Annotated in this window: 22 protein-coding genes; 14 read left to right on the top strand and 8 right to left on the bottom strand. The window is 72.5% G+C overall.

Annotated features, from left to right (window positions below):
* Window positions 1-337: 337 nt before the first annotated feature.
* The gene (locus ACFPM7_RS17010; protein WP_378248601.1) at window positions 338-3,304 is read right to left on the bottom strand and encodes a PQQ-dependent sugar dehydrogenase; all 2,967 of its coding nucleotides are present in this window, start codon (window positions 3,302-3,304) and stop codon (window positions 338-340) included.
* Between the two features lie 223 nt (window positions 3,305-3,527).
* Here ACFPM7_RS17010 and ACFPM7_RS17005 point away from each other — a divergent pair, with 223 nt between their 5' ends.
* A complete protein-coding gene (locus ACFPM7_RS17005; protein WP_378248600.1) occupies window positions 3,528-4,460 on the top strand; it encodes an alcohol dehydrogenase catalytic domain-containing protein in 933 nt (310 codons plus the stop codon).
* Here ACFPM7_RS17005 and ACFPM7_RS17000 read toward each other — a convergent pair.
* Window positions 4,457-5,050: a hypothetical protein gene (locus ACFPM7_RS17000; protein ID WP_378248599.1), complete on the bottom strand. Its 594-nt coding sequence runs from the start codon at window positions 5,048-5,050 to the stop codon at window positions 4,457-4,459. The genes ACFPM7_RS17005 and ACFPM7_RS17000 overlap by 4 nt on opposite strands.
* A 136-nt stretch (window positions 5,051-5,186) precedes the next feature.
* Between ACFPM7_RS17000 and ACFPM7_RS16995 the strand changes: the two genes are divergently transcribed.
* Window positions 5,187-8,300, top strand: a complete 3,114-nt coding sequence (locus ACFPM7_RS16995) for a S8 family serine peptidase (protein WP_378248598.1) — start codon at window positions 5,187-5,189, stop codon at window positions 8,298-8,300.
* A 54-nt stretch (window positions 8,301-8,354) separates the two neighbouring features.
* Here the strand turns inward: ACFPM7_RS16995 and ACFPM7_RS16990 are convergent, their stop codons facing one another.
* Entirely contained in the window at window positions 8,355-9,434 is a 1,080-nt protein-coding gene (locus tag ACFPM7_RS16990) for an NAD(P)/FAD-dependent oxidoreductase (protein ID WP_378248597.1), read from the bottom strand.
* Window positions 9,435-9,487: 53 nt separating this feature from the next.
* Window positions 9,488-10,747, bottom strand: a complete 1,260-nt coding sequence (locus tag ACFPM7_RS16985; RefSeq protein ID WP_378248596.1) for an ROK family transcriptional regulator — start codon at window positions 10,745-10,747, stop codon at window positions 9,488-9,490.
* A gap of 173 nt (window positions 10,748-10,920) precedes the next feature.
* Here ACFPM7_RS16985 and ACFPM7_RS16980 point away from each other — a divergent pair, with 173 nt between their 5' ends.
* From ACFPM7_RS16980 to ACFPM7_RS16940, 9 genes are all read left to right on the top strand, one after another.
* Window positions 10,921-12,615, top strand: coding sequence for an ABC transporter substrate-binding protein (locus ACFPM7_RS16980; protein ID WP_378248595.1), 1,695 nt, complete (start codon window positions 10,921-10,923; stop codon window positions 12,613-12,615).
* On the top strand, window positions 12,612-13,601 hold the full coding sequence (locus tag ACFPM7_RS16975; RefSeq protein ID WP_378248594.1) for an ABC transporter permease: 990 nt from the start codon (window positions 12,612-12,614) through the stop codon (window positions 13,599-13,601). The genes ACFPM7_RS16980 and ACFPM7_RS16975 overlap by 4 nt, the downstream gene beginning before the upstream one ends.
* Window positions 13,602-13,657: 56 nt before the next feature.
* Window positions 13,658-15,355: a dipeptide/oligopeptide/nickel ABC transporter permease/ATP-binding protein gene (locus ACFPM7_RS16970; RefSeq protein ID WP_378248593.1), complete on the top strand. Its 1,698-nt coding sequence runs from the start codon at window positions 13,658-13,660 to the stop codon at window positions 15,353-15,355.
* Entirely contained in the window at window positions 15,352-16,197 is an 846-nt protein-coding gene (locus ACFPM7_RS16965) for an ABC transporter ATP-binding protein (RefSeq protein WP_378248592.1), read from the top strand. Before ACFPM7_RS16970 ends, ACFPM7_RS16965 begins: the two co-directional genes overlap by 4 nt.
* A 173-nt stretch (window positions 16,198-16,370) precedes the next feature.
* Window positions 16,371-18,815 (top strand): glycoside hydrolase family 2 protein, encoded by a 2,445-nt coding sequence (locus ACFPM7_RS16960; RefSeq protein WP_378248591.1) that lies wholly within the window; start codon window positions 16,371-16,373, stop codon window positions 18,813-18,815.
* Window positions 18,816-19,679, top strand: a complete 864-nt coding sequence (locus tag ACFPM7_RS16955) for a LacI family DNA-binding transcriptional regulator (RefSeq protein WP_378248590.1) — start codon at window positions 18,816-18,818, stop codon at window positions 19,677-19,679.
* Window positions 19,679-20,680, top strand: a complete 1,002-nt coding sequence (locus tag ACFPM7_RS16950; protein ID WP_378248589.1) for an aldo/keto reductase — start codon at window positions 19,679-19,681, stop codon at window positions 20,678-20,680. The genes ACFPM7_RS16955 and ACFPM7_RS16950 overlap by 1 nt, the downstream gene beginning before the upstream one ends.
* A 63-nt stretch (window positions 20,681-20,743) precedes the next feature.
* Window positions 20,744-21,766 carry a Gfo/Idh/MocA family protein gene (locus ACFPM7_RS16945; RefSeq protein WP_378248588.1) on the top strand — a complete coding sequence of 341 codons (1,023 nt, stop codon included), beginning with the start codon at window positions 20,744-20,746 and terminating at the stop codon, window positions 21,764-21,766.
* A gap of 8 nt (window positions 21,767-21,774) precedes the next feature.
* Entirely contained in the window at window positions 21,775-22,347 is a 573-nt protein-coding gene (locus ACFPM7_RS16940) for an SGNH/GDSL hydrolase family protein (RefSeq protein WP_378248587.1), read from the top strand.
* A 38-nt stretch (window positions 22,348-22,385) separates the two neighbouring features.
* Here ACFPM7_RS16940 and ACFPM7_RS16935 read toward each other — a convergent pair whose 3' ends face one another.
* Both ACFPM7_RS16935 and ACFPM7_RS16930 read right to left on the bottom strand, forming a co-directional pair.
* Entirely contained in the window at window positions 22,386-22,610 is a 225-nt protein-coding gene (locus ACFPM7_RS16935; protein WP_378248586.1) for a hypothetical protein, read from the bottom strand.
* Between the two features lie 63 nt (window positions 22,611-22,673).
* Window positions 22,674-23,273, bottom strand: a complete 600-nt coding sequence (locus ACFPM7_RS16930) for a TetR/AcrR family transcriptional regulator (RefSeq protein WP_378248585.1) — start codon at window positions 23,271-23,273, stop codon at window positions 22,674-22,676.
* Window positions 23,274-23,351: 78 nt separating this feature from the next.
* On the opposite strand from ACFPM7_RS16930, the gene ACFPM7_RS16925 reads away from it, so the two are divergent.
* Both ACFPM7_RS16925 and ACFPM7_RS16920 read left to right on the top strand, forming a co-directional pair.
* Window positions 23,352-23,942: a TIGR03086 family metal-binding protein gene (locus tag ACFPM7_RS16925; RefSeq protein WP_378248584.1), complete on the top strand. Its 591-nt coding sequence runs from the start codon at window positions 23,352-23,354 to the stop codon at window positions 23,940-23,942.
* Between the two features lie 40 nt (window positions 23,943-23,982).
* The gene (locus ACFPM7_RS16920; protein ID WP_378248583.1) at window positions 23,983-24,795 is read left to right on the top strand and encodes a peptidoglycan-binding domain-containing protein; all 813 of its coding nucleotides are present in this window, start codon (window positions 23,983-23,985) and stop codon (window positions 24,793-24,795) included.
* Between the two features lie 18 nt (window positions 24,796-24,813).
* Here ACFPM7_RS16920 and ACFPM7_RS16915 read toward each other — a convergent pair whose 3' ends face one another.
* Complete coding sequence (locus tag ACFPM7_RS16915; RefSeq protein ID WP_378248582.1) at window positions 24,814-25,371, bottom strand: dihydrofolate reductase family protein; 558 nt, start codon at window positions 25,369-25,371, stop codon at window positions 24,814-24,816.
* A 166-nt stretch (window positions 25,372-25,537) separates the two neighbouring features.
* On the opposite strand from ACFPM7_RS16915, the gene ACFPM7_RS16910 reads away from it, so the two are divergent.
* Window positions 25,538-25,954, top strand: coding sequence for a VOC family protein (locus ACFPM7_RS16910; RefSeq protein ID WP_378248581.1), 417 nt, complete (start codon window positions 25,538-25,540; stop codon window positions 25,952-25,954).
* On the opposite strand, the gene ACFPM7_RS16905 is transcribed toward ACFPM7_RS16910, so the two are convergent.
* Entirely contained in the window at window positions 25,926-26,318 is a 393-nt protein-coding gene (locus tag ACFPM7_RS16905; protein WP_378248580.1) for an STAS domain-containing protein, read from the bottom strand. The genes ACFPM7_RS16910 and ACFPM7_RS16905 overlap by 29 nt on opposite strands.
* Window positions 26,319-26,528: the final 210 nt, after the last annotated feature.

Below are 26,528 nucleotides of genomic sequence, written 5' to 3'. Positions count from 1 at the left end.
CGAATCGCGTTCTACCGGCCGAAACCGGTCCCGGAAGGGGGAGTTCGGGTCGGCCGATGTTTCGCTGGTGGGACCTTCTCGCGAACTCTGTGCGGGTCAGGGGTTTACACAACGAGAGTGATCTGGCTAACCTTGGTCTGGGAGCGCTCCCAGCGGGAGGCCCCCGAAAGCCAGTCCGTCCGAGGCGGTGGTGTCCCAGCCCGTCTCGGCCGGACGAACCACGTCACAAGCCCCGACCGGCGGTCCCCCGGTCGGCTCGGCGGGTGGCGGCAGTCGCTCCTGCCGCCACCCGCCGCTCTGGCGCCGTGCTGGAATCCTTGCTGTGCGGGGAAAGCGGTCAGCGGCGGTAGGCCCGCGCGGTCTGGTCGGCGAAGGTGTAGATGATGTAACCGCCCTGGAAGTTGTTCCGGCGGCCCCCCGCGACGGCGTACTCGCCGGAAACGGGGTAGCCGAGGTAGGAACGCTCCCAGCCCATCGACTGCCACTTCGCCCGGATCCGCCCGTACACCTCGTGCGCACCCGTGCGACCGGTGTAGTAGATCGAGCCGCCCTGGAAGTGGTTGTAGCGGCCGATGCCGTCGGGTGTGGGCTTCTCGTCGGTGGTCGGGTAGCGCAGCACCGATTTCTCCGAGCCCATCGCCTTGTACTTCAAGTAGATCGACCCGCGCACCTCGAAGGCGCCCGTGCCCGCGATGTAGTGGATCGAGCCGCGCTGGAACAGGTTGTACCGCCCGCCGCCGGTGCCCGCCAGCTCCCCGCTCGTCGGGTAGCCCAGGACCGACTTCTCCCAGCCCAGCGCCCGCCACTTCGCCAGGATGGCGCCGTAGACCTCGTGGGCCCCGGTGGCGGCGGTGTGGTAGATCGAGCCGCCCTGGAAGTGGCTGTAGCGGCCGATGCCGTCCGGGGTCGGCTTGTCGTCGCCGGTCGGGAACCGCAGGACCGACGAGGTCGCGCCCATGGCCAGCCAGCGCTGCCGGATGGGTCCGCCGAGCAGCCGCGCGCCGGTCTGTCCGCTGTAGACGACCGAGCGTCCGCCCGCCAGCAGGCTCTGCCTGCCGGTGCCGATGACCAGCTCGTCGCTGGTCGGCAGTCCGTTTGCCACGTGCCCGCCGGAAGCCAGGTACTTCACCAGGATCGATCCGTGGATCTCGAACGCGCCACCGGTGTTCGGTCCCCAGTAGACCCGCCCGGTCGCGTACTCGCGCCAGCGCGCGGTGGCGTCACCCTGCTCGACGGCCTTGGGCGCGCCGACGACCGCGCGCAGGGCGGCGTCGGAGGCGTAGCGGCGGTCGATGGGGGTCAGGTAGGTCGCGGTCAGGGTGACGTCGGCGTCGGGCATGGTCAGCTCGCGCACCCGGCCCGACCCGTCGGACCAGCGCTCGAAGGTCGCCACGCCGTCGCGCGAGGCCTGCGGGGCGATGACCGACAGCTGCTGGCCGACGGTGAACAGGTCGGTGGTGGTCTGCTGGTCGCCGATGGTGAAGTCGGCGGCCGTCGCGCTCTGCACGGTCAGCCTGCGCTGGCGCGGCTGGGCGGTGAAGGTGCTCGTCGTGCGCGCGCCGAGGCTGTCGGTCGCGGTCGCGGTGATCTCCAGGCGGGTGTCGCCGGGGTGGCCGGCGTAGGCCAGCGAGAAGGAGTTCCCCGTCTGCCGGGTGCCCGGGTGGGTGTGGCAGTCCTGGCCGCGGCAGTGGATCAGGTTGCTGCTCCACTCGATGTCCACCGCGCCGTCCTCGGCGTCGCTCGCCTGGGCCGAGGCGCTGATCACGTCGCCGACGGCGTAGCGGCTGCTCGCGGACGGCGGGGTGAGGACCAGCGAGGGGGCGTGGTTGCGCGGATGCACCGAAGCCGTCTTCGTGGCCGTCGCGCCGAACTGGTCGGTGACGGTGAGCGTGGCGGTGTAGCCGCCCGCGCCCGCGTAGGCGCGCTCGGCCGTCGGGCCGGTGGCGGTGGCCCCGTCGCCGAAGTCCCACGCGTAGGTCAGGGCGTCGCCGTCGGGGTCGCTGGAACCGGTGGCGTCGAAGGACACCCGGCCGGTCGCCGGGTCGGCCGTGCTGGCGAGGTCGGGGACCGGGGGTCGGTTGCCCGCCTGGTAGACGATGCGGCGCAGGCTGCCGGTGAAGATGTCGGCGTAGACGACGTCCCCGCTGACCGGCATCGTGCGCAGCGCGACCGGTCCGCCGACGTTCGTGCCCCGGGTGCCCGACGGCGTGACGACCCGGCCCGCCGCGTCGAAGCGCATGGTCCACAAGCGACCTGAGGTGTAGTCGCCGAAGAAGTAGCTGCCCGCGTACTCCAGCGGGTAGTTCGACCCGGTGTAGACCACGCCGCCGGTGATGCTGGAGCCGGTGCTCGCGCCGTGGGCGTAGGCGTGCTGCGGCGGCAGGGTGGAGCGGGTGGCGCAGCCGGGCAGGTCGCGGAAGCCGGGGGTGCGGACCGTGCCCTCCCAGCAGGGCCAGCCGTAGTCGCCGCCGGGGGTGATGTGGTTGACCTCCTCAAAGGCGTTCCAGCCGACGTCGCCGACGATCGGGGTCTCGGTGACCGGGTCGAGGCTGATGCGGAAGGGGCTGCGGAAGCCGGAGGCGTAGACCAGGCTGCGGGCCGCGCGCGGTTTCGCCGCGTCGTAGTAGGGGTTGTTCGGCACGCCGGAGCCGTCGGGGCGCAGGTGCAGGATCTTGCCGTGCAGGTCATCGATCAGGCCCGCGCGCAGGGTGACGGTGGAGACGAAGTTGTCGCGGCTGTCGCCGATGCTCAGCCAGATCGTCCCGTCGGGGGCGACGGCGACGCCGGTCATGCCGTGGATGTCGGAGTCGGCCGAGGTCTCGACCAGGGTCTGCTCGCCGGTCAGGCCGCTGGGCTCGCCGTTGGCGTCGAGCTGCACGGTCCAGCGGCTCAGCCGCAGCACGCCGTAGGCGCCGGAGCCCGGCGCGGTGCTCGGTGCGGTCCTGGCGGTGTAGAGGTGGCGGCTGTTCGCGTAGTCGGCGGCGACGCCGACGCCGATCAGGCCGAGGTCCTGCTCGGTGCGCACCGGCAGGGTGGCGATCCGCCGGGGCGCGCCGGTCTTGGGCACCCACATCACCCGCCCGAACTTGCCGACGGCCACCACCGACGAGTCCGGCAGGTAGGCGAAGTCGGTCAGCGCGTCGCCCTGCTCGGCGAGGCCGGTGGGCGTGTCCTTCAGCAGGAACCCCGCGGGCAGCGCGGGGGCCTGCGCGGCTCCCGCGGGCAGGATGGCCACCAGACCGGCCACCAGTCCGGCGGCCAGCGCGGCGGCGAACGCCCCCGCCCGGATGCGGCCAGGCTTCATCGGCGTAACCCTTTCCCTACTGTAGGTATGACCTGCGTATCGCCGACTGGCCCAAAAGTGTTGCCGAGTGCCGCGTTCGGTCACAGGACGTGTCATAACCGTCTCGGGTGGTGCCGGAAGATGGCACGAAAGGGTTACGAGTAGAGGGGACGGCGATGAGTGCGACATCGAGGTCGGTGGTGCTCGCGGAGTTCGGACGGCCGCTGGAGCTGGTCGCCGGGACGTGCCTGCGGCGCCGGAGGACGGGGTGCTGGTGCGCACCGCCTACGCCGGGATCTGCGGCACCGACCTGCACCTGCGCGAGGGCAGGCTGCCGGTGCCGACTCCGCTGGTGCTCGGGCACGAGGGCCTGGGCGTCGTGGTCTCCTCGGGCCGGGCCGGGGTGTCCGAAGGCGACACCGTCATGTGGGCGTCGTCGGTGTCGTGCGGGCGGTGCGAGCCGTGCGCGCGGTGGCGCGAGCCGACGCTGTGCGCCGAGCGCAAGACCTACGGCGTCAACCGGCCCGGGGCGTGGGCCGACCACATCGCCCTGCACCCGGGGACCACGATCGTGCGGACCGCCGTCGACCCGCTCGCGGCGATGGCGCTGGCGTGCGCGGGGCCGACCATGGTGCACGCGCTCACCGAACGCCGGCCGGTCGTCGTCGGCGAGCGGGTGATCGTGCAGGGCGCCGGGCCGGTCGGGCTCGCCGCCGCCGCGCTGGCCCAGCTCGCCGGGGCCGAGGTGACCGTCGTCGGCGGGCCGCCGGGACGCCTGGCGCTCGCGGCCGAGCTGGGCATCGGGCACGCGTGGGCCGACATCGGCGCCGACGTCGGCGAGGCCGACCTGGTGATCGAGTGCGCGGGCGTGCCCGCCGCCGTCGCCCAGGGCCTGCGGATGGCCCGGCGCGGCGGCTCCTACCTCGTGGTCGGCCAGTACACCGATGCCGGTGACACCGCGATCAACCCGCACCAGATCGTGCACCGGCAGCTGTCGGTCTACGGGTCGTGGGCCTTCAGCGGGGCGCACCTGGCCGAGTACGTCCGGCTGCTGCCCGAACTGGCCGCTCGCTTCGACCTGGCGCGGCTCGTCACCACCTACCCGCTGGCCGACCACGCCCGCGCCCTCGACGACGTCGCCGCCGGACGGGTGCTCAAGGCGGTGCTGGTTCCCTAACGGCTTCCGCGCAGTCCGAGCCGGTGCAGCTCAAGGTCCGCCAAGTCGGCCTGCGTGTCGGGGGACTGCCAGTCGGTGGTGCGCACCCGGGACAGCCGCGCCAGCGGCTGGGTCAGCATCGCCCGGGTGGCGAGCAGGGCCATCCCCTCGTCGCCGCGCTCGCGCAGCCGGGCCGCGGCGGTGGCGTCGCGGGCGAAGCGGACGCGGCGGGGCAGCCAGGTCAGCGCGAGGGCGAGCGCGGGGACGGCGATCAGCGCGGCGGTCAGCCAGAAGGCGAGCGTGGTGACCGCCTCGACCTGCATGCGGCCCGCCTCGGCGATGCCCTCGCCCGCGCGGGTGCCGGTGCCCAGCGCGTTCGCCAGGTCCTCGCCGACGAGCGGCACATCCCGGGCGTTGTCGGCGGCGCCCTGGAACGCCCCGCCGATCGCGGTGCCCGCCTCGGTGAGCCCGTCGCCCGGGGCGCGCAGCAGCAGCACGCCCTCGCGGACCTCCATCGCCACCCACACCGCGAGCAGCAGGAACGCGGCCGCGGCGACGTCGGCGGCGAACTGGCGGACGAAGCGCACCGGGGTCTCCGCGTAGAGCTTCACGCCCGGCTAGGTACCCCCGCCGCGAAACGATCAACCGGGCCGGCAACTGGCAACCATCGGCTCCGGCAATTGGCAACGGGTTGACGGCCCCGGCGGGCTGGGCTTGGTTGGGAAGGAGCCGACGCCGGAGGCCCCGATGTCCCGCAAGCTGCTCTGCGCCCTGGCGGCCGCCGCGCTCGTCGCCTCGCCGGTCGCCGCCCCGCGTGCGAACGCCGAGCCCACCGACCGCACCACGCCCGCCGCGACCGAGTACCTCGGCGCCATCACGCTGATCACCGGGGACCGGGTCAGCCTGCGCCGCGTCGGGACCGCGCTGGTGCCCGCCGTGGCGCCCGCGCCCGGCCGCGAGTCCGTCCACTTCGCCACGACCGCCGCCGACGGCGGGCTGCATGTCGTCCCGTCCGACGCCTGGGCCGGGCTCAACGCGGGCACCCTGGACCGCAGGCTCTTCGACGTCGCCACCCTGCTGCGCGACGGCTACGGCGACGACCGCCGCGCCGACCTGCCGCTGATCACCGGCTCCGCGCTCGACGCCGACGCCGAGGCGCGCGGCAAGGGCGAGATGGCCGCGCTGTGGGCCGACCGCGACCGCGCGCCGATCTGGCTCGACGGCCTGCGCAAGCCCAGCCTCGACCACACCGCCGCCCAGATCGGCGCGCCCAGCGCGTGGAAGGCGGGCTATACCGGCAAGGGCGTCACCGTCGCCGTCCTGGACACCGGCGTCGATCCGGCACACCCGGACCTGCGCCGCCGCGTCGCCGCCTCCCGCGGCTTCGTCGACGATCAGTCCACACGCGACACGAACGGCCACGGCACGCACGTCGCGGCCACCATCGCCGGCGGTGACGAGCGCTACCGCGGCATCGCGCCCGACGCCCGCCTGATCGTCGGCAAGGTGTGCCACGCGGGCGGCTGCCCGGAGTCGGCCATCCTGGCGGGCATGCGCTGGGCCGTCGAGAGCGGCGCGAAGATCGTCAACCTGAGCCTGGGCGGCCCGGACGCGCAGGGGAGCGACCTGCTGGAGCAGGCCGTCGACCAGCTCAGCGCACGGCACGGCACGCTGTTCGTCGTCGCGGCGGGCAACGACGGCGGATACGGCGAGCAGACCGTGTCCTCACCGGCCAGCGCCGACGCCGCGCTGGCCGTCGGCGCCGTCGACCGGGCCGACGCGGTCGCGGGCTTCTCCGCGCGCGGCCCGCGAGTGGGCGACTCGGCGATCAAGCCGGAGATCGTCGCCCCCGGGGTCGACGTCGTCGCCGCCCGCTCCCGCCTCGCCGCGGGCACCGGCAGGCACGCGGCGCTGAGCGGCACGTCGATGGCCACCCCGCATGTCTCCGGCGCCGCCGCCCTGCTGGCCCAGCGCCACCCCGGCTGGACCGGCCACCAGCTCAAGTCCGCGCTGATGGGCACCGCACACCCGCTGCGGGAGAACGTCTACGACCAGGGCGCGGGCCGGGTCGACGCCGATCGCGCACTCGGGGCCGCGATCACCGCCGACCCGCCCGCGCTCGCCTTCGGCCGCCCCCGCCACGACGACCCCCGCCCGGTGGCCCGCACGGTGGTGTACCGCAACCCGACCGACGCCGCGGTGCTCCTGACGCTCTCGACCTCGGGCCCGTTCACCGCGTCGAGCGACGAGGTCTCGGTGCCCGCCCGGGGTTCGGCCTCGGTCGAGGTCACCGCGGGCGCGGGCGAGGGCAGACTGAGCGGCCTGCTCACCGCCCAGGGCTCCGCCACCATCACCACCCCTCTGGGAATCGATCGCGAACCGGAGAGCTACGACCTCACCATCCGCACGGTGGACACCACCGGCACCCCCACCGACGCCACCGTCGCCTTCCTCTTCGGCGGCCCGGATTCCCGCTACCGCCCCATCCCCACGATCAACGGCACCGGCACCGTCCGAGTCCCCCGCGGCACCTACCACGTGGACGCCGCCATCAGCACCCCCCGCCCCGACGGTTTGTCCAACTCCCACAAGGTCGTACACCCCGCCGTCGAGGTCACCGCCGACACCACGGTCGTGGTGGACGCCCGAACCGCCCGCCCCATCACCATCTCGATCGACGCCCCCAACACCACCCCCGAAGCCGTCGGCGTCGGCTACACCCGCAACACCGAGACCCGCTCCCTGATCACCGGCGTCCTGGGCGACGACTTCGCCAGAATCCACATTGGCCAGTCAGGCGAATCGGCCCCCGAGATCATCACCAACATCGGCGGCGCCTGGACCGCCCCCGGCAACCAGGCCTACCACCTGGCCTGGTTCGACTACGGCCCAGTCCCCACCGGCTTCTCCAGGCACGTGCCCACCTCCGACCTGGCCACCGTCCACGCCACCTACCGAAAGCAAGACCCCCACCACACCGGCGCGAAGCTGTGGATAGCCAGGGAACCCCGCCACGACACCGCCCTGGGCTTCGGCCTGCCCATCTCCCTGCCCACCACCCGCACCGAACACCACAACCCCACCGACCTGACCTGGTCCGCCGAGTTCCACCACATCCACAAGAAGGAGATCACCCACACCACCATCGGCGGCCCGGTGGCCCACACCCCGGGCGGCACCTACCGGGAGAACTGGAACACCGCTGTCACCACCCCCTCCCTGTCCGGCGGCGACTGGGCCTCCCGATTCGCCGACACCATCTCCCTCTCGATCCCCCTCTTCACCGACTCCACCAACACCCGCTTCGGCCTCACCACCCCCGACTACGGCCGCACGATCCTCACCACCGCCAACACCCTCCTAGGCGAAACCCGCGACCCAGGCCAAGGCCAGTTCGAGGTCCCCCCAGACCCCACCCGCTACCGCCTGGAAACCACCGCGACCCGCCACTCCGCCTATTCCCCCTTGATCACCGCCGCCTGGGAGTTCACCTCCCAACGCCCGGAAGAGGATCCCAAACCCCTGGGCAAGGAAGGCTTCGGCCTCCCCATCAACACCATCCGCTTCGCCCCGAGAGACCTGGACCTCCACAACCGCGTACAGGCACCCAAGTCCCTCATCGACATCACCCTCCAACCCAACACCGGCACCGACCCCTCTCCTATGGCCACCCTGACGGTCGAATCCTCACTGGATGAAGGCCGCACCTGGCACCCCGCACGAGTGGCCATCACCGGCCCTCACACAGCCTTGGCCACCGTCGGCCACCCCACCCGCAACACGATCTCCCTACGAGCCACGGCGACAGATGAGAGTGGGAGCAGAACAGAGCTGACGGTCCTCCGCGCCTACGGCACATAAGCCCTTCACCCCATCGGACCCCACTCGCCCAGCAAGACCACCAGCGGAACAAGGTCACAACGACACAGGCACCCGAGGATGCCGCTGCACAAACACCGTCCCCCGAACGATCGCCTCCTTGTACCAAGCAGCAACCCGCCCGGTAAGCACCCGGTCCCGAGCCGAATCATCCGCAAGCACGAACTGCACCAACGCATCCCCCCTCCCCAAACTGACACACTGGTTCACATACCGAAACCGCAACCCCGGAACCGCACGCCCAGAACGAAGAGCCGCGATCACCTTCCCCACATGCTGACCAGCAGGCAACCCGGTCGCACAAGCCATCCGCAACTCCTGCCCACCCACCCGGACAGCAGCAGCATCCCCCACCCCGTACACCTCCTCGTGCGACACAGACCGCAACGTCCCATCCACCACCATCCGCCCCGACCCGTCCACCGCGAACCCGGCCTCCCGAGCCACCCCCGGAACCCGGAACCCCGCAGTCCACACCACAGCATCCGCCGCGACGCTCTCCCCACCGACAAGCACCACCCCATCCCCGTGAACAGACTCCACCCGCACCCCCTCCCGCACACTCACCCCACGCCGCTCCAACACCTTCAGCACATACGAACGCCCCCTCTCCGACAACCCAGCCCCCACCCGATCCGTCACCAGCGAAACCTTCAGATCCGGCCGAGCCAACTCCGCGGCAGCCTCGATCCCGGTCAGCCCACCCCCCACGACCACCGCGGACCCGCCACCCGCCAACCGATCCCGCAACCGCACGGCATCGGAGTACGCCCCCACATCGAACGCGAACTCAGCAGCCCCCGGCACCGACAGATCCCCGGAACTCCCCAGCGCGTACACCAGCGTGTCGTACCCGATCGTCCGCCCATCACCCAGGTGCACGACCCGCTCGTCGGCATCGATCCGCACCACCCGCCCGACAGCCAGCTCAGGCCCCCTCAACAGCCCCGCCAGCGGCCGAACCCGCAGCGACTGCCCGGCCGCGAGCTGGTGCAGCCGCACCCGCTCCACGAACGTGTCCCGCTCATTGACGAGCACCACCGGCTCCGAGACCCCGCGAGCGACCGAGTTGGCCGCCATCACCCCGGCGTACCCCGCTCCGACTACGACGATCATCGTCTTCCCCTTCCGTCACGGGGAGGACTGCGCAGCCGCGCGGAACGTGACAGCTATGTGACGCGAGCCACCGGCTCGGGCTCGATTCCCTGCAACCGCAGCCCGTGGTGCAGCGGCACCAGCTCCGACTGCAACACCATCGCCGCCGCCCCGATCGCCGACGCGGTCGCCGCGGAGGCCGACAGCCGGACCCGCACCGCGTGGTTGGCCCGGGAGAAGAAGGCGCGGTCCAGTTCCTCCTGCAGGATCGGCGCGTAGATCGCCCCCGCGATGGCGAAGCTCGGCCCCGTCAGCACCACGACTTCCAGGTCCATGATGTTCGCCAGCGTCCGGGTCGCGACCGCCAGGTACCGGGCGGAGCGCTCCAGCAGGGCCACCGCCGCCGCCTCGCCCTTGCGGGCGGCCCGGCTCACCGCGGCGAAGTCGGCGGCGACCGAGCGCGTCCGACGTCCCGCGAGCCCGGAGGTCTTCGCCAGCGCCCTGTCCGACCGGGCCTCGGCCACCACGGCGGCGGGGCCCGCCAGCGCCTCAAGGCACCCGCGTGCCCCGCACCAGCACTGCGGTCCGTCGGGGTCGAGGCAGATGTGCCCGACCTCCCCGGCGTTGCCGCTGGCCCCCCGGTAGGCGATGCCGTTGACCAGCAGGCCGGAGCCGATGCCGGTGCCCATGTAGATGGCCGCGACGGTGGCGGCGTTGTCGACCCCGCCCGACCAGTGCTCGCCGAGCGCGGCGGCGGTGGCGTCGTTGTCCAGCAGCACGGGCAGCCCGGTGGCCTGCCCGAGCGCGGCGTCCACCGGGAAGTCGCTCCACTGCCGCATCGTCGGCGGCGGCAGCGCCATGCCGGTGGCCGCGCTGAGCGGGCCGGGGGAGACCAGGCCGATGCCGAGCACCCGCTCTCTGTCGATGCCGACGCTGCCGACCAGCGCGGCGACCTCGCCCGCCATCCTGGCGACGACGTCGGCGGGCTTGGCCGCGCCCGCGCCGGGCCGGGAGATGCGCCCGACGACGGAGCCGCCCAGGTTGGTCAGCACGTAGGTGATGCCCGCGTGGTCGAGGTGGACGCCGACGGCGTAGCGGGAGGAGTGGTCGAGCTGGAGCAGGACCCTGCGCTTGCCGCCGGTGGACTCGGCGCGGCCCGTCTCGACGACCAGGCCGTCCTCGATGAGACCGCGCACAACGGTGGAGATGGTCGCGCCGGTCAGCCCGGTCGCGGTGATGAGGCCGACCCTGCTGATCGTGCCCGCCGCCCGGATGACGTCGAGCACCGCGGCCTTGCTGCTCGCGTGCGACGTCGGTCGAGCAGGTCCGCTCATGTCCACTCCCGCTTACTTATTTCGCCTGGCTAAGTCTAACAGCGCGGCCTGCGCGCTCTCCGGTTCGCGGCGCCCAGGGGTTGACTTCGTTTCTTCGTTGACTTAACAATGCTCCTCCATAGGTGACCGGCGGCACACCCGGGTGCGGCTGGGCAGGGAAGGGATATCTGGAGATGATCTTCAAGCCCCGGCGCCGCAAAGGGCGCACCGCGGTCGCGGGACTGGCCGCCCTCGCCACCCTGGCCGCGGGATGCGCGGCGTCGGACACCGCCGAGCAGCCCAGCGAGGCCGACTCCACCCTGATCGTGTACACCGGCCAGGCGGGGGACTGGCAGATCAACTTCAACCCGTTCTCGCCGTCGACCATCGAGGGCCCGGGGACCATCTTCGAGCCGCTGTTCTACTTCAACATGGCCCGCAACGCCGACCCCGTCCCGCGTCTGGGCACCGAGTTCTCCTGGAACGACGACGGCACCGTCCTGACGGTCAAGCTGCGCGACAACGCCACCTTCACCGACGGCACGAAGTTCACCGCCAAGGACGTCGTCTTCACCCTCGACATGGTCAAGAAGAACAAGACCATCAACAGCACCGGCTACGCGGGCACCGCCAAGGCCGTGGACGACACGACCGTCGAGATCACCTTCGCGACGCCGTCCTTCTCCCAGGGGCCGCAGGTGCTCGGCAGGCTGTGGATGGTGCCCCAGCACCTCTGGTCCAAGATCGCCGACCCGGCGAACGACGTCATCGCCGAGCCGGTCGGCACCGGGCCCTTCGCGCTGCAGGACTTCAAGGGCCAGGCGTTCACCCTCACATCGAACCCGACCTACTGGGACGGCGAGCCCGCGGTGAAGAAGATCCGCTACGTCTCGCTCTCGGGCAACCAGGCGGGCGCCGACGCGCTGGCCGCGGGCACCATCGACTGGCAGACCGGCCCGGTGCCCGACATCAAGAACTTCGAGAAGAACCACCCCGGCTACAAGGCCATCTCGGTGCCGCTGTTCCAGATCGCGCTGTTCACCTGCTCCAACACCGCGCTGGGCTGCTCCGGCCCGCAGACCGACCCCGCCGTGCGCAAGGCGATCTACCACGCCATCAACCGCGCGCAGCTGAACTCCCTGGCCTTCGAGGGCACCGCCGGTCCGATCTCGCCCGGCATGGCCCTGCCCGACCGCGACGAGCAGTACCTCTCGCCCAACCTGGAGAGCGAGATCGCCCCGAACGAGGCCGACACCGCCACAGCGACCGCCCTGCTGGAGGGCGCGGGCTACGCCAAGGGCGGTGACGGCGTCTACGCCAAGGACGGCAAGCCGCTGGCGTTCAGCGTGCTCATCCCCTCCGGCTGGACCGACTACATCACCGCCGTCGACACCATGAGCCAGCAGCTGCAGGCCGTCGGCATCACGCTGACCTCCAGCCAGGTCTCCTGGAACGAGTGGTCGGCCGCCCGCGGCAACGGCAAGTTCCAGATGCTGATCGATTCCCTCTACCAGGGCCCGGCCGCGGACCCGTACTACCTCTACAGCTACTTCTACTCCACCGGCTCCACCGCCAAGGTCGGCGAGTCGGCCAACCCGAACTTCGCCCGCGTGTCCGACCCGGCCATCGACGGCGCGCTGCGCGAGCTGGAGAAGCTGAGCCTGACCGACGTCGAGGCGCGCAAGCCGCACTTCACCGCCATCCAGGACCGGGTCCAGGAGCTCATGCCCTACATCCCGGTGCTGACCAACGGCACCACCAGCGAGTACCACGACGCGAAGTTCACCGGCTGGCCGACGCTGGACGACCTGTACGCGTTCCCGGCCGTGTGGCAGCGCCCCGACCACTCGCAGATCTACAAGTCCCTCAAGCCCGCGGGACAGCCGTGACCTACTTCGCCCGCAAGGGCCTGTTCTACCTGGTCGCCCTGTGGGCCGCGGTGACGGTGAACTTCTTCATCCCGCGGCTCATGCCCGGCACCCCGGTCGACAGCCTGATGGCCAAACTGGCCCAGCGCGGCGGCACGGTCGGCCCGGAGACCCGGCGGGCCTTCGAGCTGCTGCTCGGCGGCACGAGCGACGAGCCGCTGCTGGCGCAGTACTGGAGCTACCTGGGCAACATGGTCCGCGGCGAGTTCGGCGTCTCGGTGAGCAGCTACCCGACGCCGGTCTCGGAGGTCATCGCGGGCTCGCTGCCGTGGACCGTGGTGCTGGTCGGGGTCGCGACGCTGCTGTCGTTCCTGCTCGGCGTCACCCTGGGCATGGTCGTCGGCTGGCGGCGCGGCACCTGGCTGGACAACCTCGTCCCGGCCACCACCGTGCTCGCCGCCGTGCCGTACTTCTGGCTCGCGCTGATCCTGGTCGCGGTGTTCTCCGGCTCGCTGGGCTGGTTCCCGCTCAACGGCGGCTACGACGTCGTGCTCGACCCGGGGTGGTCGCCGGAGTTCATCGGCTCGGCGGTCTACCACGGCATCCTGCCCGCGCTGACCATCATGGTCTCCTCGGTCGGCGGCTGGCTGCTCGGCATGCGCAACATGATGGTGTCGGCGGGCTCGGAGGACTACGTGCTGACCGCCCAGGCCAAGGGCCTGCGCGGCGGCCGGGTCATGCTCCGCTACGCCGCGCGCAACGCCGTGCTGCCGTCGGTGGCCGGGTTCGCGATCTCGCTCGGCTTCGTGGTGTCCGGCTCGATCATCACCGAGCAGGTGTTCTCCTACCCCGGCATCGGCTCCAAGCTGCTGCAGGCCGTGCAGAACAACGACTACGCGCTCATGCAGGGCATCTTCCTGATCATCACCGTGGCGGTGCTCGGCGCGAACCTCGTCGTCGACCTGCTGTACGGGCTCATCGATCCGCGCACGCGGGCGAAGTCGTGAAGGGCGGGGGCATGGGCGGGCCGACGGGGCGACGCGCACGCAGCGGGTGGCGGGCCATGCTGCCCCGGTGGTCGACCCGGCTGGGCGTCGGGCTCGGCCTGGTCGGGGCCATCGCGCTGTTCGGCCTGCTCGGGCCGCTGATCGTCGGCGATCCGAGGACGATCCGCGACATCGGGCTCACCGGGCCCGGCGGCGGGCACCTGCTCGGCACCACCCAGACCGGGCAGGACGTGCTCGCCCAGCTGGCCCACGCCACGCGCGGGTCGCTGGAGATCGGCCTGCTCGTCGGGGTGATGGCCACCGCGCTCTCGGCCGTCTTCGGGGTGATCGGCGCCTACGTCGGCGGGGTCACCGACGAGGCGTTCTCGCTGCTGTCCAACGTCATGCTGGTCATTCCCGGCCTGCCGCTGGTCATCGTGATCGCCGGGTTCGTGCCCGCCGAGTCGCGCGGCACGTGGACGATCGCGCTGGTGCTGGCGGTGACCGGCTGGGCGGCCTCGGCGCGGGTGCTGCGGGCGCAGACGCTCTCGCTGCGCAACCGCGACTATGTCTCCGCGGCGAAGGTGGCGGGGGAGAAGCCGTGGCGGATCGTGGGCGTGGAGATCGTGCCCAACCTGCTGCCGCTGCTGGCCTCGCAGTTCGTCTTCGCCGTCATCCTGACGATCCTCAACGAGGCGGGCCTGGCGTTCCTCGGCCTGGGCACGTCGAACTCCTCCACCCTGGGCACGATGCTGTACTACGCCCAGAACGGGTTTGCGCTGCAGCGCGACGCCTGGTGGTGGTTCGTGCCGCCGGGCCTGCTGATCGCGCTGTTCGGCTGCGGTCTCGCGCTGATCAACTTCAGCATCGACGAGATCATCGACCCCACGCTGCGGTCCGCGCCGCGCCGAGGCCGCGACAGTCTCGCCCCGGCCGCCCGGCAGGTGCGCGAAGACGATCCCGACGTGGTGATGACCGTGCGCGACCTGGATGTCGTCTACCAGGCCGACAAGCCGGTGCACGCGGTCAAGGGCGTGTCCCTGGAGCTGCGCAGGGGGGAGATCCTCGGCCTGGCGGGGGAGTCCGGGTGCGGCAAGACCACTCTGGCCTACGCCATCAACCGGCTGCACCGCCCGCCCGCCGAGGTCACCTCCGGATCGGTCGTCTTCCACGACCGCGACGGGACCGACATCGACGTGCTCGCCCTGGACACCGCGGCGCTGCGGGAGTTCCGCTGGGACAAGCTGTCGATGGTGTTCCAGGGGGCGATGAACTCGCTGAACCCGGTCACCACGGTGCGCGCCCAACTGGACGACGTCCTGCGCACGCACCGCCCCGCGATGCCCGCCGACGAGCGGCGGGCGCGGTGCGCGGAGGTGCTGCGGCTGGTCGGGGTGGACCCGGCGCGGCTGGGCTCCTACGCCCACGAGCTGTCCGGCGGCATGCGGCAGCGGGTGATGATCGCCTCGGCGCTGCTGCTGGAACCGCAGGTCATGATCATGGACGAGCCGACGACGGCGCTCGACGTCGTGGTGCAGCGGGGCATCCTCGCCGAGATCCTGCGCTTCCGCGACGAGCTGGGCTTCGCCGTCGTGTTCATCACCCACGACCTGCCGCTGCTGCTGGAGATCGCCGACCGGATCGCGGTGATGAAAGACGGCGAGATAGTCGAGTACGACACGGCGGAGCGCCTCTACGCCGATGCCCAGCACCCGTACACGCGCATGCTGCTCTCGTCGTTCCCCAGTCTCAAGGGTGAGGTGAAGACCCCATGACGCTCCAGGTCGACGCCCTGGTGAAGGACTACACCACCCGCTCCGGCCTGCGCAGGACGCGGCTGCGGGCGGTCGACGAGGTGTCGTTCACCCTCATCCCGGGCCGCACGCTGGCCCTCGTCGGCGAATCCGGATCGGGCAAGTCGACCATCGCCAAGCTGCTCACCCGGCTGGAGAAGCCGACGGCGGGCTCGGTCACGCTCACCGACCGCGACGGCGCGAAGGTGCCGGACCGGCGCTACCGCAACCACGTGCAGATGGTGTTCCAGGACCCGTTCGCGTCGCTGAACCCGTTCCACACCATCGAGCACCACCTGGCCCGACCGCTGCGCGTGCACCGCGCGGGCGGGTCCGTCGCCGAGCTGCTGGAGAAGGTCAACCTGTCGCCGGACATGGCCGCCCGCAGGCCGCACGAGCTCTCCGGCGGCCAGCGCCAGCGCGTCGCCATTGCCCGCGCGCTGGCCCCGGGGGCGAGCACGGTGATCGCCGACGAGCCGGTGTCCATGTTGGACGTGTCCATCCGGCTCGGGGTGCTCCGGCTGCTCAAGAAGCTCCAGGAAGACGAGGAGCTGGCGATCCTCTACATCACCCACGACCTGGCCACCGCGCGGCACTTCTCCGACGACATCATGGTGCTGTACAAGGGAAGGGTCGTGGAGCGCGGCCCGGCCGACGAGGTGATCCTGCGTCCCCGGCACCCCTACACGCGGCTGCTCGCCGAGGCCGCGCCCGACCCGGACGCGCGCGGCCGGTCGATGGAGTCCACCGCCAGGCCCGGCGAGGGCTATGACACCTCCTACGACCACTATGAGGCGCGCTGGCTCGACCGGCGCGCGGGATAGCCGTTCGCCACGCCCCCCGGGGCGTCGGTGAACTCGGCCCGGCCGGTCCGTGGCGGACCCGCTCCCCGCCGCGGGCCGGTCGGGCTCCCGGCTGGTCCAGACCCCTCGTTGACTTACTTAAGTTGCTGGCGTAAGAATCGAGCCGACCCTACGAGAGCCGGAGGAACCCGCGGATGAAGCGCCAGGAACTGCACGACGGGTGGCGCCTGCGGGCGAGCGGCGGGCCGGTCCCGCCCGAGGTCGCCGCCGCCCGCGGGACCGGGTGGGTGCCCGCCGCCGTGCCGGGTGGCACCCACCTTGACCTGCTGGCGGCCGGTCTCATCGAGCACCCCTACCGCGACCGCGTCGAAGCCGACCTGGTGTGGATGCACCGCGCGGACTGGCGCTACCGCACCGAGTTCATCGCCTCGGCCGCCGCCGACGGCGAGCGCCTCGACCTGGCCTTCGACGGCCTGGACACCGTCGCCACGATCACGCTCAACGGCACGGTGGTCGGGTCCACGGCCAACATGCACCGCTCCTACCGCTTCGACGTCACCGGCCTGGTGCGCGAGGGCGCCAACGAGCTGGTGGTCGACTTCGCCTCCGCGCTCGCCCACGCCGAAGCGGTCGAGGCCGAGCTGGGCTGGCGCGACCACGTCTACCCGCACCCGTTCAACATGATCCGCAAGATGGCCTGCTCCTTCGGCTGGGACTGGGGCCCGGACCTGCAGACCGCGGGCATCTGGCGGCCGGTGCGCCTGGAGCGCTGGCGCACCGCGCGCCTGGCGTCGGTGCGCCCGCTGGTGACCGTGGACGAGGACGGCACGGGCCGCGTCGCGGTGCACGTCACCGTCGAGCGGGCCGACGCCGACGCCGTGCTCACCTGCGCGGCGACGGTGGCGGGCCGATCCGCTGAGGTCGTGCTCGGCCCGGGGGAGTCCGCCGCCGTGGTCGAGCTGGCGGTGCCGGACGCGCCGCTGTGGTGGCCGGTGGGCTACGGGGGGCAGCCGCTGTCGGACCTCGACGTCACCCTCGGCTCGGGCGATTCCTACCACCGCCGCATCGGCTTCCGCACCGTCGCCGTCGACACCGAGCCCGACGAGGTCGGAACGCCGTTCACCGTCGTCGTCAACGGCAAGCCGGTGTTCGCCAAGGGCGCCAACTGGATTCCCGACGACCACTTCGTCAGCCGCGTCACCAGGCAGCGGCTGGCCCGCCGGATCGACCAGGCCGTGGACGCCAACATGAACATGCTGCGCATCTGGGGCGGCGGCATCTACGAGTCCGAGGACTTCTACGACCTGTGCGACGAGCGCGGGGTCATGGTGTGGCAGGACTTCCCGTTCGCCTGCGCCTCCTACCCCGAGGAGGAGCCCGTGCGCGGCGAGGTGGAGGCCGAGGCCCGCGAGCACGTCGCCCGGCTGACCCCGCACCCGTCGCTGGTGCTGTGGAACGGCAACAACGAGAACCTGTGGGGCTACGCCGACTGGGGCTGGCCCGAGCAGCTGCGGGGCAAGACCTGGGGCCTTGGCTACTACACCGAGCTGCTGCCCGCGATCGTCGCCGAGCTGGACCCGACGCGGCCGTACTCCGTCGGCAGCCCGCACAGCCCCGGCGACCTGCACCCCAACGACGCCAACCACGGGCCCCGGCACGAGTGGGAGGTGTGGAACCGCGTCGACTACGTCCACTACCGCGACCACATCCCGCGCTTCTGCGCCGAGTTCGGCTTCCAGGGCCCGCCGACCATGGCCACGCTCACCGAGTGGCTGCGCGAGGAGCCGCCGGCCAAGTCCTCGCCCGCCTTCCTGCTGCACCAGAAGGCCGAGGACGGCAACGGCAAGCTCGACCGCGGCCTCGGCGAGCACCTGCCGCTGCCGGAGGACTTCGCCGACTGGCACTGGGCCACCCAGCTCAACCAGGCCCGCGCCGTGCGCTTCGGCATCGAGCACTTCCGGTCGTGGTGGCCGCGCACCGCGGGCGCGCTGGTCTGGCAGATCAACGACTGCTGGCCGGTGACCTCGTGGGCGGCCATCGACAGCGCGGAGCGGCCCAAACCGCTCTACTACGCGCTGCGCCAGGTCTTCGCCCCGCGCCTGCTGACGGTGCAGCCGCGCGACGGCGGCCTCGCCGTCATCGCCGTCAACGACTCCGATGAGCCGTGGACCGGGGAGCTGGCCCTGCGCAGGCTGACCTTCGCGGGCGAGCCGGTGGCCGAGGCGTCGGCCGCCTTGGACGTGGACGCGCGCTCTGCCGAGCGAACGGACCTGCCCGCCGCCGTGCGCACCGGCGCGGAGTCGGACCTGCTCGTGGTCGAGGCCGGTGGCGTGCGCGTCGTGCACACCTTCGCCGAGGACACGGTCCTGCCCTACGACCCGGACGCGCTCACCGTGACCGCCACCGCGGTCGACGGGGGCTACCGCGTCGACGTGGCCGCTACGGGCTTCGCCCGCGACATCGCGCTGCTGGCCGACCAGGTCGCGCCCGACGCGGTCGTCGACGAGCAGCTGGTCACCCTGCTGCCGGGCGAGACGCGCGCGTTCCACGTGCGGACCGCCGCGACCGCCGAGCCCGCCGCGCTGGCCGCGGCCGTGCGGTCGGTGAACGCGCTGCGCGCGGGAGCGGTGCGGTCCTGAGTGGGCGGGGACCGGCTCTTCCCGGGAGCGGTCGGGCTGGTGCTCGCCAGGCCGCCGCGGCTCATCGGCGTGGAGCCGTTCTTCATGGAGTTCATCGCCGGCGTCGAGGAGCGCCTGGTCGAGCGCGACAGGTCCCTACTGCTGCACGTCGTGGCCACCCAGGACGCCGAGTCCGCGGTCTACCGGCGCTGGCGGGAGCAGGGGATGGTCGAGGCCGTGGTGGTGGTCAACCGCACCGCCGATGACCCCCGGCCCGGGGTGCTGCGCGCGATCGGCCTGCCCGCGGTGCTGGTGGGGGAGCCCGCCGCCGGGCTGCCGTGCGTGCGCACCGACGACGCGGCCGGGGCACGGGCGGCGGCCCAGCGGCTGCTCGCGCTCGGCCACCGCCGCGTCGCCAGGGTCAGCGGGCCCGCCGCGCTGCTGCACACCCGGGCCCGCACCGCGGCGGTGGCGGCGGCCTGCGCGGCGGCGGGCGCACCCGAGCCGCTGGTGGTCGAGGGCGACTACAGCGAGGAGTCCGGGGCCAAGGCCACCGCCGCGCTGCTGCGCCTGTCCGAGCCGCCGACGGCGGTGCTCTACGACAACGACGTGATGGCCGTGGCGGGCCTGGCCGCGGCCAAGGACCTCGGCGTCGCCGTCCCCGGCGGGCTCAGCATCCTCGCCTGGGACGACTCGTCGCTGTGCAGGCTGGCGAGCCCCGCGCTCAGCGTCATGAGCGTGGACGTGCACCGCTTCGGCGGCGTGGTGGCCGAAGCGGTGCTGGACCTGCTGGACCTGCCCGCGGGGGCAGCTCCCGTGCAACGCTGGTCACCGGCCGCGGCCTACCTGGAGCGCGGCAGCACCGCACCTCCGGGAGGAACCTGATGCACGTGCCCGCCGAGACCCGCTACGACACCATGCCGTACCGGCGGTGCGGCCGCAGCGGTCTGCGCCTGCCCGCCGTCTCGCTCGGGCTGTGGCACAACTTCGGCGGCGACCGCGGCCTGGACGCGCAGGCCGCGATCGCGCGCCGCGCCTTCGACCTCGGCGTCACGCACTTCGACCTGGCCAACAACTACGGCCCGCCGCCGGGGGCGGCCGAGGAGAACTTCGGGCGGCTGCTGGCGCGGGACTTCCGGGCGCACCGCCACGAGCTGGTGATCTCGACCAAGGCGGGCTACCTCATGTGGCCCGGCCCGTACGGCGAGTGGGGGTCGCGCAAGCACGTCCTGTCCAGTTTGGACCAGAGCCTCGGCCGCCTCGGCCTCGACCACGTCGACGTCTTCTACAGCCACCGCCCCGACCCGGACACCCCGCTGGAGGAGACGATGGGAGCCCTCGACAGCGCCGTGCGCTCCGGCAAGGCGGTCTACGCGGGCATCTCCAACTACACCGCCGAACAGACCAGGCGGGCCGCCGCGATCCTCACGGAGCTGGGCACGCCCCTGCTCATCCACCAGCCCGCCTACAGCATCGCCAACCGCTGGATCGAGGACGGCCTGCAGGACGCCCTCGACGACGTCGGCGCGGGCTCGATCGCGTTCTCGCCGCTGGCCCAGGGCCTGCTCACCGACCGCTACCTCGACGGCGTGCCCGCCGGGTCCCGCGCCGCCGGGGCCAGCCCCTTCCTGAGCGCCGCGCGCATCACCCCCGAGCTGGTCGCCGACATCGGCGAGCTGAACGGGATCGCCGGAGACCGGGGCCAAAGCCTGGCCCAGATGGCCATCGCGTGGGTGCTGCGCGGTGGGCGCGTCACCTCCGCGCTCGTCGGCGCGAGCAGCGTCACCCAGCTGGAGAACAGCGTGGCGGCTGTGGCGAATCTCGACTTCGACGCCGAGGAACTGTCGGAGATCGACCGCATCAGCCGAAAGTTTTCCGGGCTGTGACAGGGATCGCGGTCGTCGGTACTGTTGCCGACGATCGCTATCCCGGCCGCGCGAGGAGTGCCCGTGTACGCGAAGGACGACGGCGGCGAGCCCGTCTCGGCGGTCCAGGTCGGCCTGGGCGGCTGGGGCACCGACTGGGCCATGCGGGTGCTGCCGTCGGCCCCCGGCATCCGGGTGGTGGCCTGGGCCGAGCCGGACCCGGACCGGCGCGCCGCCTTCGCCGCCGCCACCGGCGTCCCGCTCCCCCAGGTCCACAGCGGATTGGTCGACGCGCTCGCCGCGGTCGAGGCCGAGGCCGTCTTCGTCACCACCGGCCTGGCCTCGCACGGCGCGCTGGCCCGCGCCGCGCTGACCGCGGGCAAGCACGTGCTGCTGGACAAGCCGTTCACCCCCGACCTCACCGAGGCCACCGACCTGGTGCGGCTGGCCGACGAGGTCGGCAGGGCGCTGGTGATCGCCCAGGACCACCGCTTCTTCGCCGCGTCCTCGCAGGTGCGCCATCTGCTGGCGCAGCAGGTCGTCGGCAGGCCGAGGCACGTCACCGTGGCGTTCCGGCACAACTCGCGCTCGCCGTGGGACGAGGCCGCGGGCTCGGTGCTGTGGCGGGTCGCGGTGCACCACTTCGACCTGCTGCGCGCGTTCTTCGGCGAGCCCAAGGCGATCTGCGCCCGGTCGTGGCCGCGCGGGCAGTCGCCGGGCCGCGCGCTGTCGTCGTTCTCGGCCGACATCGAGTTCACCTCCGGCGTGGTGGCCCAGTACAGCGCCAGCGCGACCAGCCCGGCGCCCACCACCCGCTGGACCGGCGACTGGACGGTCGAGGGCGACGACGGCGTGCTGGAATGGGCGGGCACGGAACCGGGAGCGGGGGCGTTCGCCCGCTACACCCGCGCGGGCGGCGGGACGACGGAGGTGCCGGTGGGAGTCCCCAGGGTGCGTGACCGCTGGGCGGTCGTGGACCAGTTTGCCAGGTCGGTGCGGGCGGGCAGCGAGAGCGAGATCAGCGGGCGGGCCAACCTCGGCACGATCGCGCTGGTCAGCGCCGCCGAGACCAGCATGGCCAGCGGCCAGTGCGTGGCGCTGTCGTGAAGCGGGTCATGGCCTTGGGGGACTCGATCACCTCGGCCGACGGCTGGCGCACGCGGCTGCGCGAGAGCCTGCGCGCGGGCGGCGCCGAGTTCGTCGGCACCCAGGGCAGCGCGCCGGACCGGCACGAGGGCCGCAGCGGCAGCCTGGTCACCGACGTCGCGGCGTCCGGCCTGCTGGCGGGCTGGCTCGCCGAGGCCGAGCCGGACATCGTCCTGATGCACTACGGCACCAACGACCTGTGGCGCGGCACCCGCTCCCAGGCCGAGATCATGGCCGCCTACGGCGAGGTGCTGACCACGCTGCGGACCCACAACCCTGGCGTCCACCTGCTCATGGCCCGGCTGCTGCCCATGGACCCGGACGACCAGCCGGGCTGCCCGCCGAGGGTGGTCGCGCTCAACGTCGCCATTGACGCCTGGGCGGCCGAGCGCACGACCCCGGGGTCGCCGATCACCCCGGTGGACCAGTGGACCGGCTTCGACGTCGCCGCGGACACCAGCGACGGCGTGCACCCCAACGGCGCGGGCGATGCGAAGATCGCCGCGCGCTGGCACGCCGCGCTGGCCCCGCTGCTGGCCTGAGCCGAGCGCCGCCCGGCCCGTCTTGCCCGGCCCGGTGCTTACTTGGCCGAGGCGTCCAGGTCGACCAGCGCCGCGGCGAGGCGGAAGTACTTGTTCGCGCCGAGGTCGCGGACGGTCTTGATGCCGAAGGCGGCGTCCAGCTTCTCGGCGTCGCCCTCGCTCACCCCGGCCAGGGCGGCGACGGGCGCGTCCAGCACCTCGGCGACGGACAGGTCCTCGTAGGCCTTGTCGAGCTGCTTGGCCAGGTCGGCGGAGATAGCCACGGTCACTCCTCGTGTGGGTTGGGGGATCGTGGCCACTTTAGCGTGGTGATCACTAGGTGTTGATCATGGCCGGGGGGTGAGACGGGCGCGGATGCCCGCCGCGGCGCGCTCGTAGGCCACGTCCGAGCCGGTCAGCACCGACTGCGTGTTGGCCGCGCTGGCGAGCGCATCGATCTCGAAGGCGAGCTGGTCGGGGTCGACGCCCTCGGGCAGCTCGCCGCGCTCGGCGGCGGCGGCCACCAGGCCGGTGAGCAGCGCGATCCACTTGGTGCGGCCCGCCAGGACCGCGTCGTGCACGCGACCCTCGCGCGCGTCGAACTCCGGCAGGACGCCCGCGAAGAAGCAGCCGCCGGGGAAGGCGCGGGACCGCGAGTAGGCGAGCCAGTGCTCCGCCAGGGCGAGCAGCCGGGGCAGTCCCGCCGGGGCGGCCAGCCCCGGGCGGACGACGTGCTCGCTGAAGACCTCCTCGGCGTGCTCGATCGCGGCCAGTTGCAGCTCCTCCTTGGAGCCGAAGTGCGCGAACACGCTGCTCTTGCTCAGCGACAGCTCGGTCGCCAGCCTGCCGATGGTCAGCCCTTCCAGGCCTTCGACCGAGGCGATGTCGGTGGCGCGGCGCAGGATCGCCACCCGGGTGCGCGCCCCGCGCGCCAGTCGGCCGTCCACCGGGCCCAATCTAGACGACCGGGATGATCATGTGGTAACTATTTGACCGATCGTTCGGACATAAACTTGGGGAGCCCGGTGGACATCAGGAACCTGGACCGGCGCGCGATCGGGGCGACCGGCGCCATCGTCGCCGCGCTGACCGACGCGCAGCTCGATCTGCCCACGCCCTGCGCGGAGTGGACCGTGCGGGAGCTGATCGGCCACCTGGTCGACAACAACCGCGGCCTGCTCCGCCGCGTCGGCGCCGAGGCCCCCGAGCGGTCCGGCGACCCCCGGGCCGACTACCGGGCCTCGGCCGAGGCCCTGGTGCGCGCCTTCGCCGACGACGCCGCGCTGGCCGTGCGCGTGCCGATGCCCGCGGTCGGGCGCGACGTCTCCGGGCGCACGGCGCTGACCGTGCACTTCTCCGACGTGCTCGTCCACGGCTGGGACCTCGCCCGCGCGGTGGGCGCCGACCACGCCTTCGACCCCGAGCTGGCCTCGGCCGCCGCCGAGATCGTCGGCCGCTTCCCGGACGAGGTCTGGGCCGAGAGCGGCGCGCTGTTCGCGCCCAAGCTCGCCGCCGACCCCGCCGACCCCGCCGACCCCGCCGACCCCGCCGACCCCTCAGTGCGACTTCTGGGGCTCACGGGGCGTGATCAGGGGTGGACACCCGCGCGAAGCTAGCGATTCACTGATCGCGATCCCGCTATGTGAAGGAGTCGCGATGAAGGGTCTGCTGGTCGCCGCCGTGGTGGCGGCCGTCGGTTTCACCGTCACACCGACGGCCACCGCCGCGCTGCCGTCGGTGAACATGGAGGCCGTCATCAAGGCCGCCCAGACCGACCCGCGGCGGGCGGACTCGGCGATCACCCCGGGCAGCGGCGAGAGCGTGCGGCAGGTCGAGCGGGCGCTCGACGCCAAGGGCTTCCTGGCCCCGGAGTACGTCGACGGGCACTTCGGCACCAAGACGATCGAGGCCTACGCCGCCTACCAGCGCTCCCTGGGCTACACCGGCCTGGACGCCTCCGGGCTGCCCGGCCAGACGTCGCTGCGCAGCCTGGGCGCCAACCGGTACACCGTCACCGCGGTCCTCTCGCCCGGCAGCCGGGTCACCTACCGCGGGGTGCGGATGAACACCCGCACCAAGGCGATGCTGCTGGAGTCCGAGCGCCTGCTCGGCCGCACGCTCACCATCACCCAGGGCTCCTACAACACCGGCAACCCCGCCTCGGCGGGCACGCACGACGGCGGCGGGGTGCTCGACCTGTCGGTGTCGGGCCTGTCGGCGGCCACCCGCACCGAGGTGGTCCGCCAGATGCGCCGGGTCGGCTTCGCCGCGTGGCTGCGCACCCCCGCGCAGGGCAACTGGGCCTACCACATCCACGCCGTGGCCCTCGCCGACACCGACCAGTCGCCCGCAGCGCGCAACCAGGCGGGCGACTACTACCTCGGCCGCAACGGGCTGGCCAACCGGGCGCCGGACGACGGCCCGGCGGTCAGCCCGAAGCGGACCTGGGAGGAGTACCGCAGGCTCTGATGTGGACGGACCCGGGCGTCAGGCGGTGTAGTGCAGCAGCACCGAGCCGCCGTCGAACGCCCGGGTCTCGACCAGCCGCAGCCCCGCCCGCCGCGCGCCGGGCGCGAACACCGGTTTGCCACCGCCGAGCAGCACCGGGTGCACCACCACGCGGTACTCGTCGATGAGGCCCAGCGCGCTCAGCGCGCCCGCCGCCGATGACCCGCCGAACAGCAGCACGGCGCCGTCGCCGCCCGCTTTCAGCTCCGTCACCTGATCGGTGAGGTCCCCGGCGACGACCCGCGCGCCGTGGCCCGCCTCCACCAGCGTGCGCGAGAGCACCGCCTTCGGGGTGGACCGCCAGATGGGGGCGAACGCCAGGTCGTGCGGGTGCTCGGAGAGCGACTCGACCTCGGGCCAGTACCCGGCCATCATCTCCCAGACGACCCGGCCGTAGAGGAACACCTCGGCGCGCCCGGTCAGGTCGATGGAGTAGTCGGACAGGTCCTGCTCCATGACAGGCCAGTCGAACTCGCCGTTCGGGCCCTCGATGAAGCCGTCGGCCGAGGAGTGGACGAAATGGATGAGCCTGCGCATCGCGGTCTCCCTCTCAGTGGGTTTCTCCCAGAGGAGTCGGAGCCGACCGCCCGGCTTCTACACCGGCGGTGGGGGAGTTCTCCAGGGCCGCTCAGGACCTGCGAACACCTCCCTGGTCTGCGACGATGCCCGGGTCGTACCCGATGAGGAGCAGCCTGGAGCAGCCATGCCATCCCGCCTCAACCCCTACATCAGCTTCGACGGCACCGCCCGCGAGGCGATGGAGTTCTACCGCTCGGTCTTCGGCGGCACGCTGGTGGTGAACACCTTCGGCGAGTACGGGGTCGAGGACCCCGAGCAGGGCAAGCGTGTCATGCACGCGATGCTGGAGACCGACGGCGGCTACACCATCATGGCCGCCGACACCATGCCCGGAATGCCGCACAACCCCGGCGACAGCGTCTCGGTCAGCCTCAGCGGCGACGACACCGAGGAACTGCGCGGCTACTGGGCGAAGCTGGCCGAGGGCGCCCAGGTGGCGACTCCGCTGGAGAAGCAGGTCTGGGGCGATGAGTTCGGGGCGTGCACCGACCGCTTCGGCGTCTCCTGGATGGTCAACATCGCGGGTGCGGCAGCGGGCTGAGCGCCGAGGCCAGCGTTGGGTGGACCGGCAGGCCGGGGACCAGGTCCAGCAGCAGCAGAGGCCGCAGCACCGCCCGGTGCGCGGCCACCACCCGCAGCGCCGCACGCCTGCCCGCGGCGCGGTCGCGGACGCGCAGCAGTTCGGTGATCCCGGCGACCCCGAGGAAGCTGACGCCGGTCAGGTCGACGACGATCCTGGCGCGCCCGGTGGCCAACGCCTCGGTGAGGTGCGCCTCGAACACCCCGGCGGTGGCCAGGTCCAGCTCGCCGTCGACGGTGACGACGACGGTGTCGCCGTCGGGCGAACTCACCGAGATCCGCAGCGGGTCTTGGTCGAGCGGGGGGTCGTGCGCCTTCGTGGACATGGTCGGAACTCCCTGGTTCGCGGTCGCGGCGTTGCCAGGGGGACCACCGCGAGGAGACGGCCAGCAGCGCGGCGACCCGGAGGGCCTGCCGACACCGCCCGGCTGACTGCACAACCGCGGCACTGGTGATCCTAGGGGAGGCGCGCGTTCTGTACAGTCTCGGCCAAGCGGATGTTCGGCAGCGCAGCATCCCGGCCTAGACGATCGCCT

It is taken from the genome of Actinokineospora guangxiensis, assembly GCF_042657845.1.
GTDB lineage: Bacteria > Actinomycetota > Actinomycetes > Mycobacteriales > Pseudonocardiaceae > Actinokineospora > Actinokineospora guangxiensis.
The sequence above is the reverse complement of the archived record's forward strand: the minus strand, read 5'-3'. Positions and strand labels throughout refer to the sequence as shown.